This is a genomic window from Paracoccus aurantiacus, from assembly GCF_007993065.1.
Taxonomy (GTDB): domain Bacteria; phylum Pseudomonadota; class Alphaproteobacteria; order Rhodobacterales; family Rhodobacteraceae; genus Paracoccus; species Paracoccus aurantiacus.
The window spans coordinates 930,446-946,013 of the sequence record NZ_VOPL01000001.1 but is presented as its reverse complement, the minus strand read 5'-3'; the positions used below and the strand labels follow the sequence as shown (position 1 = coordinate 946,013).

Here is a 15,568-nt window from a genome sequence, read left to right as displayed (position 1 = left end):
AGACTAGCGCGGCCGGCAGGGCATTTCCATATGGCGCGGGATCAGGTGCGCGGCGGAGGCAGACGCTGGCCTTCGGCATCGAACAGATGCGTCCGTCCGGCATCAAAAGCGAAGCTGATCCCGTCGCCTGCCTTCGTCGTATCCTGCCCGTTCAATACCGCAAGGATCTTCTGACCGTCATCCGTTGTCGCATGGGCCACGGTTTCGGGGCCAAGCGCCTCCATCAGATCGACGGTCGCAGTGAAACTTCCATCGCCGCCCGTTCCCGTGCGGATGTCATGGGGGCGGATGCCAAGCGTCGCGTCGGTGCCGGGCTGCAACGCGCTGCCATCGGCCGCGACCATGATCGACAAGCCGCCCGCGCCTTCGACACGGACTGATTGCGGACCGGCTTCGGCGATCTTGACCGGCAACAGATTCATCCGCGGCGCGCCGATGAACCCCGCCACGAACAGGTTCGCAGGGGTGTTGTAAAGATCCAGCGGCCGGCCAACCTGTTCGATCCGGCCGGCGCGCATCACGACGATCCGGTCGGCCAGCGTCATCGCTTCGACCTGATCGTGGGTCACATAGATCATCGTCGTCTTGAGGCGGTCATGCAGTGCCGAAATCTCGGCCCGCGTCGAGATGCGCAATTCGGCGTCGAGATTCGAAAGCGGCTCGTCCAGCAGGAACGCGGTCGGGTTTCTGACCACGGCGCGCCCGATCGCGACGCGCTGCTTCTGACCCCCCGAAAGCTGGCCCGGACGGCGGTCGAGATAGTCCGTGATCTCAAGCATCCGCGCCGCTTCGGTAATACGCTCGGCAATTTCAGCCTTCGGCATCTGGATATTTTCCAGCCCGAAGGCGAGGTTCTGGCGCACGCTCATATGCGGGTAAAGCGCATAGGACTGAAACACCATCGCAAGGCCACGATCGGCGGCAGAAACCTGCGTCACATCCTTGCCGTCGATCTCGATCCGCCCGGCGGTCGGCTTGTCGAGCCCCGAGAGCAACCGGAGCAGCGTGGACTTGCCGCAGCCGGAAGGCCCGACCAGCACCACGAATTCCCCATCCGCTATGTCGAGATTGATGTCATGCAGCACCTTCACATTTCCATAGGCGCGCTGAATGTCGGAAAGCGTGATCTGTCCCATGAAAAACCTATTTCAATCCGCTGCCGGCAATACCGGCGGTGATGTATCGTTGCAGAAACACGAAGACGAGGACGACCGGGATCATCGTCACCACGGTCATGGCGAGGATATAGTGCCACTGCACGTTCAATTCCCCCGCATAGGTGTTGAGCCCGACCTGAAGCGTGTAAAGTTCTTTCCGCGACAGCACGACAAGCGGCCACAGAAAATCGTTCCAGCGCCAGACGATCGAAAAGATCGCCAGCACCGCAAGCGCGGGTGCCGCCAGCGGCAGGATGATGCGCCAGTAGATTTGCCATTCGCTGGCATGATCCATCCGCGCCGCATCCAGAAGTTCGTCCGGGATCGTCAGCATATACTGGCGCAGCAGGAACACGCCGGTCGGCGTCGCCACGGTCGGCAGGATCACCCCCCAAAGCGAATCGAACAGCCCGACCGCGTTGACCACCGAATAAAGCGGCACAAGAATGACCGAGAGCGGCACCATCAGCGTCGCCACGATCAGCAGCATGACCCCATCGCGCCCCCGGAACCGGTATTTCGACAAGGCGAAGGCCGCCATCGAATTGGTCAGCAGCGTGATGATCGTCGCCATGACGGTCACGAAAACAGAGTTTCGAAGATAAAGCAGGAAGTCATTCTGCTCCAGCGGGACGACATAGTTTTCCGTCGCGAAGGCAACCCGGCGCTGCGGCGTGCGTTCGGCGATATTCACCTTCACGATCTCGTCCGGCGCATCGGGATCGACCATCTGGGCGATGGTGCCCACGCGGCGGACCTGCGCAAGCACCTGTTCAGATCCGTCCGGCATCGACACGCTGTATAGCTCCAGCGGGTTGTCATATCCTTCGACCATGACCTGCTCGGTCGCCATGGGCAGAACGGTCGGCGGAAACTCTGCCAGCGCGGCAGGGGTCTTGAAGGATGACAGGACCAGCCAGACTGCGGGCCCGAACATCACGAAGATGCCGGCGATCAGCCAGACCCAGGTGAAGATGTCGGTCCAGTCCCAGCCCGATCCGCCGCGACGGCGGGTAAGGAATTCGGCAACACGGCTCATTTCCGCTCTCCTGCCTTTTCATTGCGCCGGCCAAGGCCAAGCTGGATCAGCGTCAGCACCACGAGGATCAGACCCATGATGATGGATGCCGCCGCCGCAAGGCCCGGATTGCGCAGAAGCGAGGCGAAGCCGACCTCATAGATATATTGCGTCAGATACAGGGTCGATGTGCCCGGCCCGCCGCCTGTCAGCACATAGGCTTCGTCGAAAATCTGCACGGCGCGGATCAGCGCCAATACGATCACCACCAGAAGGTTCGGCATCAGCAAGGGCAGCGTGATACGCCAGAAAACCCGGCCCGCACGCGTGCCGTCCATCTCGGCGGCTTCGTAAAGATCGCGCGGTATCGCCTGAAGCCCGGCCAGCAGGATAAGCGTGTAAAAGCCCATATGCGCCCAGACCGAGACGCCGACAGTCGCCACGAAGGAATAGAAGCGGTCGGTCAGCCAGACATGCGGTTCCAGCCCGACATTATACAGAATGAAATTCAGCAACCCCTCGCGCTGAAGTATCCAGCGCCAGATCAGGCCGACCACGACCGGCGACAGCAGCACCGGGAAGAAGAAGACGGCGCGCCAGAAGCCGCGGCCGCGGATTTCCCTGTTCAGGATCAGCGCGGTAATCATTGCGACCACGGTCATCATGCTGACCTGAACGACAACGAAAAGCGCTGTATTGCGCAGCGCAATCCAGAACAGATCCTCGCGGCAGGTGGTCGGATCAAGATAGTTTCCGCAATCCATCAGCCGGGCATATTGCTCGCCCCCGACATAGCTGCGGTCGGACAGGAACAGCGCCTGCCCGGATGTCATCGAATAGGCGAAGTTGATGACCAGCGGCAGCAGGACGAAAATGCCGAAGATCGCCATGTTCGGCGCCAGAAAGAAGGCTGCCATGCCGCCTGTGCCGGTCATTCCCTGCCACCATTTCAGCGGCAGGTTCAGAAGCCGGGCCAGCCAGATGACCGGCGCCGCCAGAACGGCACCGATCCGCGATGATATGGAGCGCGTGGCCATCAGTTCCCTTGCGCGACCTTGTCGGCGATATCCTGGTCGATCCTGACCCAGGCATCGTCGAGCGACATCTCACCCGCCATGACCTGACTGATCCGGGTCACGAGCGCGCCGTAATAGGCGTTGCCCCAAACCCATGCGGGCAGGGCATCCGCAGCGGGCAGCGTTTCAGAGCTGGCCTTGACGAAAGCATCAAGTGCCGGGCCGACATTCTTGTCTTCCGTCACCCAGTTCAGCCCGCCCTTTTCGATCACGCCTTTATGGGCGGGCAAGAACAGGGTGCGCTCGGAGAACTCTTTCACGACATCCTCGCGCGAGAGGTATTCCATCACCTTGACGACGTCATCCTGGTTCTTGGTGTATTTTACCGCGACCAATGCAGCACCGCCCTTCAGGCCCGAACAGCCGGCGGTGCCACAGGGCGAACCCGTCGCCACCCAGTCGAAGCCGTCGCCGATCTTGCTGGACAGGTTCGCGACCTGCCAGCTTCCGGAATAATAGAACGGGATCTGCGCATTGATGAAGTCGTCCGCTGCCGCGCGATAGGTGGACCCGGCAGCCGCGACCCAGGTGTCCTTCAGCATCAGGCCTTCATTCGTCCAGTCGACAAGCTTTGTCGCAAAAGTCTTGGTGCCGTCATCGACCGGCGCGGGCATCCCGTCGGGGCCGATATAGTTCGCGCCATATGACACATTCGGCCCCGAGATACGGTGACCGGAACGGTCGATCGCGAATGCCGCGGGGGTCTGCTGGCTTTGCATCACCTCGGCCGAGGCTGCGATCCAGTCATCCCATGTCGCACCTTCGCCCGGCATTTCGACGCCCGCCTGTTCGAACAGCGTCTGGTTGGCAAAGCCGCCGGTCAGGGTCAACTGGGTCAGGAAGCCGGGAATGGCGTCCGATCCGTCCGGGCGCATCCAGTCGAACTGATCGCCGAAATTGGTGTCCCAATAGGCCGGGTCGGACAGCAGCGGGCGCAGGTCAAGCCAGTGGTTCGCAAGCTCTTTGATGTTCGTCACGCGGGCGATGTCGGGGCCTTCGCCGGATTCGAGCTGGATCGGCAATTGCTCCATAATGACCTTGTAGGCGACATTATCCAGCGTGACGTTGATATCGGGATTTTCCTCCATGAAACGGTTGAGCAGGTCCTGAATGACCTCGCCCTCGACGCCGTCGGAATACCACATCAGGCGGACATCGCCCGCCTGAACCGCGCTCGCGCTCAGCAATGCAGCGAAGCTTGCCCCCAGCACCCTTTTCGTTCCGTTCATGTTTCTCCTCCTCCTTGTTGGCGGGGCGGCTTTTGCCGCATCCCTCTATGTCTTGCCGAATTCGGTCGCAGCTCCCTCTACGCGCCAATCGGCCGGGTCAAGTTCGCGTCCCTCGGCCTTTATGCTGCCATCGGGCCGGAACAGAACGGAGCCATATTCCGGGTCATCAACCTCGATCACACCGTCATCATGGCGATGAAGTTCCAGCGGGGCAAACCTTTCCCCGAATGCCGCCATGTCGCGATCTGCGCTGCGGTCGCCAAGCCTTACAAGCCAAAGCGTATTCGGTCCGTCGGCGCGCAGTTCATTGCCGGCGGTCGGCCCGGTTTCAAGCATCCGCAGCGCGACATTGGCGCGAATCAGCGCGAACGCATCGCCCGCTTCGGCGAGGGCCTGATGTCCCGAGACTTCGCTTTGCGTGAACTCCGCAGCGGGGAACCAGGCGTGGGTGAAACCGGGCTGACCCTCGTGAATCGCGAATTCCGCAATGGCGAGTGCCTTGTATTGATGCAGGCGGGGCAGGGTGCCAGAGCCGCCCCAATAGGACGGGCGGCCATAGCCTGACTGCAGCACTTCGCCGGGATGGTTGATCCATATCTGCGCATTCGGGTTCTGGCCAAGGCGAAGATGCAGGACGGTTTCCTGATAGCCCCATTCGTTCCAGCGATAGGCGGCGGCGCTGCCCATGGCGAAATCGGCGGTCTTATAGTGGTAAAGCCGGGCGAAGGCATCTTCGCCCTGCGCAAAGACCCATTCCCATTGCGTCCCGGCTGGCACCGATGCGATGGGGGAAAGACCGTCCGGCACGTCAAGGCCGTGATCACGCAGGCACAGCGCAAGCTGGGGCAGTGCATGGAAGCGCATCCCGTAATTGCCTTTGCCCCAGATCATCCGCGCGATGCCAGAAAGCTCCAGCGTGCGCGCCGCGCGCAGCGTATGTTCGTATGACCGCCCCTGCGCGGCCGTAAGGATGCCGTGATGGGCGGAGCGCGCGACGATATACAGCAAACGCTGAATGGCACGACCGGCGCGGTCGCGGATATCGTCATCAGGGGCAAGCGCGTAAAGCGCGCAGAGGCCCTTCAGGTCAATCGGGAAATAGGGCGCGGAATTGAACTCTGCCATCTCCCATTTCTCGAAATGATCCAGCCATGCGCGCACTCGCGCGGCCCCCGTCGCCGACTGCTCGGCGCCCGTGCGACCCGACCGCACAAAGCCCGCGTCAGGCAGCAGATCCCCGGCAAGATAGGCGGCGGTATGGAACAGAAGTGCATGGTTTTCCGAGAAATACCACTGAACGTCATTGCCCTTTTCATCCATCCAGTAGCGATAGTTCAGGATTGCCGCGTCGATCCGGTCGCGCAATGCCGGATCAATCGCATCGCCATAAGCGATGCGGCACCACAGCAGCGGAACGAGGATGAAATCCGCGCAGTCGTGGCAATCCTCGATCGCGGGCAAGGCATTCGCGATCATTGCATCCGTTTCTGGACCCGCCTTTCCGGTCGCCAGTCGCGCCAATGCGCGCACGGTGTCGGCCTCGGCGTGCTCGGCGACTTCGTTCAGCGCCTCGGCTATCCTCGCAGGCAGGGTCGCGGGCGCGTCGCCCTGCCGCGCTGCATGGCTGATCTCGACCCCGAAGGTGCGCGAGACTGCGAGATCGCCTGCGCGCAGCGTCACGATAAAGTGGCGAAAATCGGCGGGCAGGTCGACCGCATCGGCAATGGCAAGCCGCGTCTCGCCCTGCCGCAGCGGGATCGAAAAGCGGACCGGCTCTTCGATCGACATGAAATCGCCCTCGACGGAAATCTCCGCCGTGATATCTGCGGGGATCGGGTTGCCGGCGATCAGCGCGACCTCGCCGCGGTCATAGGCCGGGCGTTCGAAACGCATCGACGCAAGCGCCTCCTCCATCGCATCGGCGACCGAGGGTTCGGCGGCGATGGGCAGCGCGTGGCGGACCGACGGGCCGTCAAGAAAATCCAGCTGAAAGTAATAGCGCGCGTCGCGTTCAGCCAGATCGTCGAACCAGACGCGAATGATGTTGTCCCCTGCCAGAAGCGGTGCAGAGAACTCTGCCTCGTTTTCCAGATTGCGGATATAGGGGGCCATCCAGCCGATTTCCTGGCCATTCACGAACAGGATCGCGCCGCCGCAGGTGCGCAGGCGCAGCCGAGCCTTCCCGGCCGTGTCGGCGCGCAGCACGGTTTCGGCCCATGTGCCGATGCGTGTCGGGCGGAACCAGAACCCCGACAGATCCACACGGGGGGACGCGAAGGGCAGCCAAAGCTTTTCGGCGGCAAAAGGCACAGTCTCCGAAGGGCGCTTGCCACGATTGGCGGCGGCGAATTCGGTGCGGCACGGATATTCGTGCGGTATGAAATTCTTTGTCTTGGTCAGGAAAAAGAAGGGGTCCATCTCTCCCTTCATCGGCTGATCGGCGACGTCGAAGCGGCTTTCGGCGGTTTCACCTATTCGCCAATAGGTGACGGGCTCGCCGGGACCAAGCGGGCGCAGCAGGGCTGCTTCCGGTTCGCGCAGATCAAGGCTGCTCATTTCAGATCCTTCACGGGCACTGGGCTGACATCGTTGTAGGCCTGGTTCTCGCCAGTCATCCCCCAGACGAAAGCATAAGGTCCGGTGCCAGCGCCCATATGGATCGACCATGCCGGCGACAGAACCGCATCGCCATTCGCGATCATCAGATGACGGGTATTTTCGGGTCGCCCCATCAGATGCATCACGCGGTCCTCGTCTGCCATGTCGAAATAGCAATAAGCCTCCATCCGGCGCTCATGCAGATGGGGCGGCATCGTGTTCCAGATGCTGCCCGGCGCAAGATCGGTAATGCCCATCAGCAGCAGGCAAGAAGGCGCGACTTCAGGGTGAATATACATCGCCAGCCTGCGCTTGTTGGCGCGTTCCGCCTCGCCCAGTTCCAGCGGCTTGGCTTCGGCCCTTGTGATCAGACGGTGCGCAATGTCGGCACCGGCCGGGACCGAGTTCATATAGAATCGCGCGGGATCTGCGGCATCATCGCTTTCCAGCGTCACCTCTGCCGCGCCGCGCCCGATATAGAGGATGTCGCGATTGGCAAGCTGATACCGCACGCCGTCCACAGTGACGGCACCGGCACCGCCCAGATTGGCAATGCCCATCTCGCGCGCGCTGAAAAACAGGGGTGTGCCGACATCCTCGCCCCCGCCAAAACGAAGCGCCGCACCTTCAGGCACAGCGCCGCCCAGAATCATGCGGTCGAGATGGGTATAGACGAAGCGGATCTCGCCGCGCGAAAACAGGTCCTCGACCATGAATTCGGCGCGCAGCCGGTCCGTGTTCATCCCAGAAATATCGCCGGGCGATGCCCCGTAAATGCTGCGCATCATGCGTGTTCCCGTGTGTTTTCGCCGTGAAGGCGCTCGGTCAGGCACAGGATCGCAAGAGCCTGCCCATATCCGGTCGGTTGAATTGGTATGTCGCGGTAAAATTGCAGGTCATGGCCCATGCGCGTTCCGTAAGAGACGTTTTCCACCACGCCCCCCGGCCCGATATTGGACATGACCGCCTCGGCCGCGCGTCGCCCCGCATCTGCCGCCGCGGGCGGTGCCAGCCCAAGCCGCGCGGCCTTCATCAGCCCATAGCCGAAGCCTGCCGTCGCAGAGATTTCGATATAGGATGCAGGATCGTCCAGCAGCGTATGCCAGCCGCCCGATGCATCCTGAAGCGCCAGCAATGCATCAATCTGCGCGCCCAGCACGCCAAGCAGATAGTCGCGCACCACAGAGGAGATCTCTGCCATCTCGATCAGTTCCAGAATGCCGACCGTGATCCAGCTATTGCCGCGACCCCACAGTGCGCGCGCGAAATTGTGGCGTCCGTCAAAGCTCCAGCCATGAAACCACAGGCCGGTATGCGGATCGGCAAGATAGCGCGCGTGAACGAGGAACTGGCGCTCGGCCTCTTCGACCAGATGCCGCTGTCCGGATGCCTGACCGTAAGAGGCAAGAAACAGGGCGACCATGAACAGCGTATCGTCCCACAACTCGTCATCGTTGATGCGGTCCGAGACATTGTGCTGAAACCCGCCTTCCGGCGTGCGCGGCATCGTCTCGACAAGGATTTTCGCCCAGTCGTCCAGCACTTTGCCATAACGCGGCTGCCCCCGCCGACGCCAGATCTCGCTTAACGCCAGTATCGGGGCGGTCGTGTTGACGTTCATTCCCGGCAGTCCGGCCTCGATGCGGCGGTCATACCAGTCTTCCAGCGTCTGAAGCAGCGCCGGATCGTCATTCTGCACCCACAGGCGCATCAGGCCGTAAAGCCCGACGCCCTGCGGCCATTCCCAGCTGTCAAAAGAAACATAGTCGCCGGGCGTCCCGTCCAGATTCGGCTCGTCAAAGCGCCCATCGTGGCGCAGACCCGTCATCCCCCGGACCAGAGCGTCCAGCTTTTCCGCGATGTCCTGTTCAGACGACGCCATGGCTCCCCCCGCCTCGCCGTATCTCACTTCACAGGTTCACACGGCGATAATATTCGCGCAAGATGAAAATAATTTGCAGAAATGGGCGTGGCAGGGCACGAGATGAAACACGGCAGGAAGGCGCGGGGCGTGCGACTGGATCAGGTGGCGGAACGCTGCGGGGTGTCAATCAGCACGGTGTCGCGCGCGCTCAGCAACAGCCCCGGCGTGCGCGACGACCTGCGCAACCATATCATCGACACGGCAAGGGCCATGAACTATCCGCTCCTGCCGTCCGTCGTGGGACGAAAGGTGATGCTGGCGGCCAGCAGCGTCGCCATGCTGGACCATGCGCGCAGTCAGTTTACCATGTATGTCCTTGATGGCCTTGCGGAGCGTGCGCGGGCGCTTGGCGTTGAATTGCTGACCCGCCCGGTCGCATGCGATGCCGACGAGGTCGCGCTGCTGGAGGAGGCGGCTGCCGACGAGGCGATCACCGGCTGCCTGTTTCTGACACTGGACGCAGACGAGATGCTGACGCGGGCGAGCGGCTTCGCAAAACCGATCGTGCTGGTGAACGGGGATGATCCGGCAATGCGTCATTCATCGGTCACGCCCTGCAACCGCTCGGCGGCCTATCTTGCGACCAGCCATCTTCTGTCGCTTGGTCATCGGCGCATCCTGTTCCTTCAGCGACCGGGGCGGCGGACGATCCGGCGCAGACTGGAAGGGTGGCAGGACGCGATGCGCGGGGCCGATATCGATGTGGACGATCTGACGGTTGACGTCGATGACTGGCTTCCGGAACTGGGCGAGGCCGCAATTCTCAGCCGCATTGCGGCGAAAGCGGATTTCACAGCCGTGCTGGCGGCGGGCGACAGCCTTGCCTATGGGGCGATGCGCGCGCTTCAGCAAAGCGGGATTGATGTGCCGGGGCAGGTGTCGGTGATGGGCATCGACGATCTTCCCGTCTCTGCGTTCAGCAGCCCGCCGCTGACCACGATTCACGTGCCGATGCAGGAAATCGGCGCGGCAGCGCTTGGCTTGCTTCTGGACGAACTGGACGGTGCCGACAAGCCGCCGCGCAGGATCGAACTGGCCTGTCGTCTGGTCCTGCGCGAATCCACCGGTCCCGTGGTCTGAGCGCGGCGCCTACATCTCGTAGCCGGGCTTCTTGTAAAGCTTTGCCAGCCGGGGCTTGATCTCGGGGTCGTAAACCTGCGCCTTCCAGTCGGCGCTTTCGACATCCTCGATCGCCACCGAGATCGAGCCTGCGCCCGAGCCCAGAAACTTCATCACATCGCGGGTAATTGCATCGGCCAGTTGCTGCTTCTGCTCCTCGGTCTGGCCGGGCCAGCATTTGACGATCACATGCGGCATCTGGCTTTCCTTTCGCGCTCACTTTGCAATTCGGTTAGCAGTCTGGGACGGCGTCATCAACGCCTGCGTAGTTGCAACTCGGCAAGCGTCACGACGTGCCGATATGGTCGGTCAGGGCGCGTATCTGTGCAAACATGGTCGCGTTAAGCTGCGAAAGCGTCATCTCGGGTGTTGTCGCAAAGCTGCTGAAAAGCCCGTTGAGACTGAGGAAAATCATCTCTCCCAAGGCGCGCGCATCGACATCCGCACCAATCTTGCCCGTTGCCTTCAGCTGCTCCATCAGCGCCACCACCTGTTCGGAAAGCGCATGATCCAGCGCCCGGTAGCGCCGCGAGAACGGTGCGTCAGGCGTCTGAATCGAAAGCGCCATCGCCGTGCGCCACATTTCCTTGGTGAGGTAAACCAGCGAATGATCGTAATAAGTCGCGATCAACGCGCAGATCGCGTCATATGCTGCGGACGGGGGGTGGGCCAGAACAGCTTCGCCCTGACGCAGCACTTCTTCGACCTCCATCACCACGATAGCAAGCAGAAGGTCTGCCTTGTTTTCATAGTAATTATAGAAGGTTCCGACCGAAACCTCGGCGGTTTCGGCAATGGTTTCGATCCGCGCGGAATCGTAGCCGGACTGCTTAAAAAGTGCGCTCGCTGCCTCGAGGATAGCGCTGCTTCGCCGGGCTTTTTGTCTTTCGCGAAGTCCGGCCATGGGGCCTCCTGCCGATCCTAAAATTATCATTGACTATAAAAATGAATGTGTTCAACTTTTTCTGCAAGACGAGAAAATTCGCTGCGCCAAAAAATATGGGGAGATTGCCATGACCATCAAGCAAGGCTGCGTCACGCTGGCGCTTCTGGCCGGCTTCGCGCCCGCCGCATATGCCGAGGATCTGAATGCGCTGATCTGGTGCGACCATGCCGATCCGGCTTTGCTGGAACCCTTCGAGCAGGCCCATGATGTCCGCGTCAACGTGAAGGAATATGAAGGGACTGCCGCGGGTCTGACGCTGCTGGAACAGTCCCGGCCGGGCGACTGGGATGTGATGGTGATCGACGCCGTCGATGTTGGCCGCGCGGTCGAACGCGGATTTCTGGCGCCTTTGCCCGCCGATCAACTGCCAACGGCCGATTTCTTCCCCGAGGTCGTGCTTCAGGATCACACCACCATTGATGGACAGACCTATGCGGTGACCGAAAAGTTCGGCTATAACACCCTGGCCTTCAACAAGGCCAAGGTCGATGCCGCAGATATGGAAAGCCTTGGCGCGCTGTGGTCGGGAAAATATGACGGGCGCATTGCGATCTATGACTATTACCTGCCGGTTCTGGGTCTTGTCGGTCTGCAGGACGGCATTGCGACGAAAGATCTGGATGCGGCCGCATTGGACAAGATCCGCGAACCTCTCATGTCGCTGAAAGCGGCCTCGCGTCAGGTGTCCGACGTGGTGGCCAGCCAGACCGCGCTTGCAACAGGAGAGGTTGATGTTCTGATCGGCGGGGGCGAATGGCTGACGGCGGTGCTGAATGCCGAGAACCCCGATCTCGACTGGACGATCCCGAAGGAAGGCGGCCTGCTATGGGCGCAGTCCATCGCCATGGTGGAGGGGACCGAGAGGCCGGAACTTGCGCTGGAATTCATCAAATATATCACCTCGCCCGAGGGGCAGGCGCGACTTGCGACCTCGTCCTGCTATTGGGGGATGCCGGTGAACAAGATGGCGGGTGACGTTCTGACGGACGAGCAGAAGGCGATTCTGCGTTGGGACGATCAGGCCGAATATCTGTCGCGCGCGCAGCTTTACCCGGTTCCGAATGCCGCCACCGATACGGCGATGCAGGATCTCTGGACCGAGATGCTGCAGAACTGAGGTCGCGCGGATGAGCATCGAGGCCCGCGAAAGACGACAGGGTGCGGCACTGGTCGCGCCCGCGCTGATCTGGGTGCTGATCTTCTTCATCATCCCTTTCGCGGGCATGGCTTTGATGAGCCTTGCGCATCTGGACGGCCGCGAGGTGGTGCAAAGCTTCGACCTGAGCAATTTCGCGAAGATCTTCACCGATCCGTCGCTGCGCAAAGGGATCTGGGTCTCGTTGCAGATCACGGCGCTTGTCACGGCGATTTCGGTGCTGCTGGCATGGCCGCTGGCCTGGATCATCGCGACGCGTGTGCCCGCGCGCTGGCAGCGGCTGGCGCTTCTGATCGCGGTGCTTCCGTTCTGGACGTCTTACGTCGTGCGATCCTACAGCTGGGCGCTGGTTCTGGGCGAGAATGGCGTCATCATGAAGACACTGACCGGGATCGGCCTGCTGGCCGAGCCGGTCCAGATCATGGCGACGCGCGCCGCGACCGTGACGGGGTTCGTGCATTTCTTCACGATGCTGCTGACGCTGACGATCTATTCCAATCTCATCCAGCTTTCCCCGAACTATGCCCGTGCGGCCCAGGATCTGGGTGCGTCGCGGCTGCAGGTGATCCGGCTGGTGATCCTGCCGCTGACGCTGCCCGGCATCATGACCGGCGCATTTCTGACCTTCGTGCTGTGTATCGGCGACTACATCACGCCGCAGATCCTTGGCGGGAATAATGAATTGACGTTGCCGCAGCTTATCATGCTGCAACTGGGCAGGCGCGGCGATTATCCGATGGCCTCGGCACTGTCGCTTGTGCTGATGGCAATCGTGACGCTGGCCTATGCGGCAACCTCGCGCTGGCTGCGGATGGATCGTCTGTGATGCGGGTGCTGGCCTGGGCATATCTGCTGGCGATGTTCGGCTTCATCCTGTTGCCGGTGGTGGTGCTGATCGTCTTTTCCTTTCAGGACAGCCGCCTGCCGGTACCGCCTTTTGATGGGCCGACGCTGCGGTGGTATGCGGAAATCATAGCCGACCGCGCATTGATGGAAGCCCTGATGAATTCGCTGCTGGTGGCGTTGATTTCATCTGCGGTCGCGCTTGTGCTGGGCTTTCTTGCGGCATCGGGGCTTGCGCGGGTGCTGCTGCCGGGATCGGCACTGATCCGGGGCGTGCTGATCGCGCCGATGACGGTCAGCTATCTAATTATCGCGCTCGGTCTGTTGCAGATGTTCAACGCGGTCGGCCTGCGCCCGTCGCTCGTGGCAACGGGCATCGGCCATGTCGTCATCAACCTGCCTTTGTGCTTTGCGATAATCTATGCCTCGATGGGCGAGCATCAGAAAAACGCGATGCGCGCTGCGCGCGATCTCGGCGCGGCAGAATGGCAGGTGCTGTGGCATGTCTCTGCCCCGATGCTGCTGCCATCGCTTGCGGCGGCGTTCTTTCTGGCCTTCACCTTCAGCTGGGACGAGTTCATCATCGCCTTCCTGCTGACCCGCTTTGATGTGACGCTGCCAGTCGAGATCTGGTCGATGCTTCGGTCCGGGCTGTCGCCTGCCACGAATGCGGTCGGCTCGATCGTGTTTCTTGTTTCGGTGGCAATCGTTCTGGTGCTGGAACTGACACTGTTCAGAAGGAGGGGCGCATGACTGCCGATGTCAGCCTGCAGGGGATCGAGCATCGCTTCGCTGGCTTCACCGCGCTGCACCGCGTCGACCTGAAGATCGCGGCGGGCGAGTTTGTCGTGCTGCTTGGTCCGTCCGGCTGCGGCAAGACCACGCTTCTGTCGATTATCGGCGGCTTCCTGACGCCATCCGAAGGGCAGGTTCTGATCGGCGCGCGCGACATGACGCAGGTTCCCCCGAAGGACCGGCCGACGACGACGATGTTTCAGGACTATGCGCTGTTCCCGCATATGTCGCTGCGCGACAATGTCGGCTTCGGGCTGCGCATGCGCGGCGCCGGGCGGGCGGTGCGCAACGACAAGGCAGACGCCATGCTGGAGATGGTCGGCCTTGCCGCGCAGGCGGGTCGCCGCCCGCACGAGCTGTCGGGTGGGCAGCGCCAGCGCGTCGCGCTTGCGCGGGCGCTGGCGGTGGAGCCGGACGTGCTGCTGCTGGACGAACCGCTTGGCGCGCTGGATCTGAAACTGCGCCGACAGATGCAGGACGAGTTGAAGGCGATCCAGCGCCGCGTGGGCACGGCATTCGTTCACGTCACGCATGATCAGGAAGAGGCGATGGCCATAGCCGACCGGATCGTCGTGATGAATCAGGGCCGGGTCGAGCAGGCGGGAAGTCCTGAAGATGTCTATCTGCGCCCGGCGACGCTGTTCTCGGCAGGTTTCATGGGAGAGATGAACCGCATTCCCGCGACCCCCGACGGGGACGGGGTGACGACGCCGCTGGGGCATCTTCCGCTGCCCCCGCAAAGGGGCACGCTGTGCCTCCGGCCCGAGAATGTCGGGCTTCGGGGCGATCTGCGCCTCGGCCCGGCGCGGATGATCGAGGCGTCGTTCTTCGGCGCGCATCATCGCTGCCATTTTGCGCCGCTGGCCGCGCCCGACATGATCCTGACGGCGAACCTGCCGCAGGGCGCGGTGCCTGAACGCGGCGCAGAGGTCCAGCTTTTCGCCACTGACCCGGTCATCCTGTCCGAGACGGCGCAATGAACCGGATTGCGCCCGCAGACTGGTATCGTCAGCGTCCGGCCGGCGACGGCATCACCTGGATTGATGAGCCGCATATTCAGGAATTCTATCGCTGCAATATCTGGCATGTCCGGGGCCGCGACCGTGATCTGATGGTCGATAGCGGCATGGGCGTCGTCTCGCTTCGGGAATGGGTGCCGCTGGTCAGCGAACGCCCGCTGGACGCCGTCGCCAGCCATACCCATTTCGACCATATCGGCAGTCATCACGAATTTCCGTGCCGCCTGTGCCACAGCGCCGAGGCGGACATTCTGGCTGCCCCAACGCGCCCGAACACGCTGGCCGATCCCTATGTCACCGACGAAATCTTCGATGCGCTGCCGGATGTCCCCTACAGCTCCACCACCTACGCCGTTAAGGGCGCGCCCGCGACGCGCCTGCTGGAGGACGGCGATATCGTCGATCTGGGCGACCGTCATTTCGAAGTCATCCACACGCCCGGCCACAGCCCCGGCGGGATCGCGCTGTGGGAGGCCGCGACAGCTGTGCTGATCTCGGGTGACATCGTCTATGATGGACCGCTGATCGAGGATACCTATCACGCCGATGCGGGCGACTATATCCGCTCCATGCAGCGGCTTCTGACGCTTCCGGTCAGGGTGGTACATGGCGGGCATTTCCCGTCATTTTCCGGGGACCGGTTGCAGGCGCTCATCGCTGGATGGCTGCGGGAAAAGGGGGTCTGAGT

At 62.0% G+C, this 15,568-nt stretch carries 15 protein-coding genes; 6 read left to right on the top strand and 9 right to left on the bottom strand.

Going from position 1 to position 15,568, the window contains the following annotated elements; translation table 11 throughout:
• Window positions 1-41: 41 nt before the first annotated feature.
• Genes FQV27_RS04635 through bglB form a run of 7 tightly spaced genes read right to left on the bottom strand, consistent with a single transcriptional unit; the run spans window position 42 to window position 8,960 of the window.
• Window positions 42-1,136: an ABC transporter ATP-binding protein gene (locus tag FQV27_RS04635; RefSeq protein ID WP_147096638.1), complete on the bottom strand. Its 1,095-nt coding sequence runs from the start codon at window positions 1,134-1,136 to the stop codon at window positions 42-44.
• Window positions 1,137-1,143: 7 nt separating this feature from the next.
• The gene (locus FQV27_RS04630; protein WP_147096637.1) at window positions 1,144-2,196 is read right to left on the bottom strand and encodes a carbohydrate ABC transporter permease; all 1,053 of its coding nucleotides are present in this window, start codon (window positions 2,194-2,196) and stop codon (window positions 1,144-1,146) included.
• Window positions 2,193-3,212 carry a carbohydrate ABC transporter permease gene (locus FQV27_RS04625; protein ID WP_147096636.1) on the bottom strand — a complete coding sequence of 340 codons (1,020 nt, stop codon included), beginning with the start codon at window positions 3,210-3,212 and terminating at the stop codon, window positions 2,193-2,195. The genes FQV27_RS04630 and FQV27_RS04625 overlap by 4 nt, the downstream gene beginning before the upstream one ends.
• Entirely contained in the window at window positions 3,212-4,480 is a 1,269-nt protein-coding gene (locus FQV27_RS04620; RefSeq protein WP_147096635.1) for an ABC transporter substrate-binding protein, read from the bottom strand. The genes FQV27_RS04625 and FQV27_RS04620 overlap by 1 nt, the downstream gene beginning before the upstream one ends.
• A 45-nt stretch (window positions 4,481-4,525) precedes the next feature.
• Window positions 4,526-7,036 (bottom strand): hypothetical protein, encoded by a 2,511-nt coding sequence (locus tag FQV27_RS04615; RefSeq protein WP_222611657.1) that lies wholly within the window; start codon window positions 7,034-7,036, stop codon window positions 4,526-4,528.
• Window positions 7,033-7,866 (bottom strand): 5-dehydro-4-deoxy-D-glucuronate isomerase, encoded by an 834-nt coding sequence (gene kduI, locus FQV27_RS04610; RefSeq protein ID WP_147096634.1) that lies wholly within the window; start codon window positions 7,864-7,866, stop codon window positions 7,033-7,035. Before kduI ends, FQV27_RS04615 begins: the two co-directional genes overlap by 4 nt.
• Window positions 7,863-8,960, bottom strand: a complete 1,098-nt coding sequence (bglB, locus tag FQV27_RS04605) for a beta-galactosidase BglB (protein ID WP_147096633.1) — start codon at window positions 8,958-8,960, stop codon at window positions 7,863-7,865. The genes kduI and bglB overlap by 4 nt, the downstream gene beginning before the upstream one ends.
• Window positions 8,961-9,062: 102 nt before the next feature.
• Between bglB and FQV27_RS04600 the strand changes: the two genes are divergently transcribed.
• Window positions 9,063-10,082: a LacI family DNA-binding transcriptional regulator gene (locus FQV27_RS04600; RefSeq protein ID WP_147096632.1), complete on the top strand. Its 1,020-nt coding sequence runs from the start codon at window positions 9,063-9,065 to the stop codon at window positions 10,080-10,082.
• A 9-nt stretch (window positions 10,083-10,091) separates the two neighbouring features.
• Here FQV27_RS04600 and pptA read toward each other — a convergent pair whose 3' ends face one another.
• A complete protein-coding gene (pptA, locus tag FQV27_RS04595) occupies window positions 10,092-10,319 on the bottom strand; it encodes a tautomerase PptA (RefSeq protein ID WP_147096631.1) in 228 nt (75 codons plus the stop codon).
• Between the two features lie 88 nt (window positions 10,320-10,407).
• Entirely contained in the window at window positions 10,408-11,025 is a 618-nt protein-coding gene (locus FQV27_RS04590; protein WP_147096629.1) for a TetR/AcrR family transcriptional regulator, read from the bottom strand.
• Window positions 11,026-11,134: 109 nt separating this feature from the next.
• On the opposite strand from FQV27_RS04590, the gene FQV27_RS04585 reads away from it, so the two are divergent.
• Genes FQV27_RS04585 through FQV27_RS04565 form a run of 5 tightly spaced genes read left to right on the top strand, consistent with a single transcriptional unit; the run spans window position 11,135 to window position 15,566 of the window.
• Window positions 11,135-12,184 carry a polyamine ABC transporter substrate-binding protein gene (locus FQV27_RS04585; RefSeq protein WP_147096627.1) on the top strand — a complete coding sequence of 350 codons (1,050 nt, stop codon included), beginning with the start codon at window positions 11,135-11,137 and terminating at the stop codon, window positions 12,182-12,184.
• Window positions 12,185-12,194: 10 nt separating this feature from the next.
• A complete protein-coding gene (locus FQV27_RS04580) occupies window positions 12,195-13,049 on the top strand; it encodes an ABC transporter permease (RefSeq protein WP_147096624.1) in 855 nt (284 codons plus the stop codon).
• Window positions 13,049-13,819, top strand: a complete 771-nt coding sequence (locus FQV27_RS04575) for an ABC transporter permease (protein ID WP_147096622.1) — start codon at window positions 13,049-13,051, stop codon at window positions 13,817-13,819. Before FQV27_RS04580 ends, FQV27_RS04575 begins: the two co-directional genes overlap by 1 nt.
• The gene (locus tag FQV27_RS04570; protein ID WP_147096620.1) at window positions 13,816-14,841 is read left to right on the top strand and encodes an ABC transporter ATP-binding protein; all 1,026 of its coding nucleotides are present in this window, start codon (window positions 13,816-13,818) and stop codon (window positions 14,839-14,841) included. Before FQV27_RS04575 ends, FQV27_RS04570 begins: the two co-directional genes overlap by 4 nt.
• The gene (locus FQV27_RS04565) at window positions 14,838-15,566 is read left to right on the top strand and encodes an MBL fold metallo-hydrolase (RefSeq protein ID WP_147096618.1); all 729 of its coding nucleotides are present in this window, start codon (window positions 14,838-14,840) and stop codon (window positions 15,564-15,566) included. The genes FQV27_RS04570 and FQV27_RS04565 overlap by 4 nt, the downstream gene beginning before the upstream one ends.
• The last annotated feature ends 2 nt before the right edge of the window (window positions 15,567-15,568 follow it).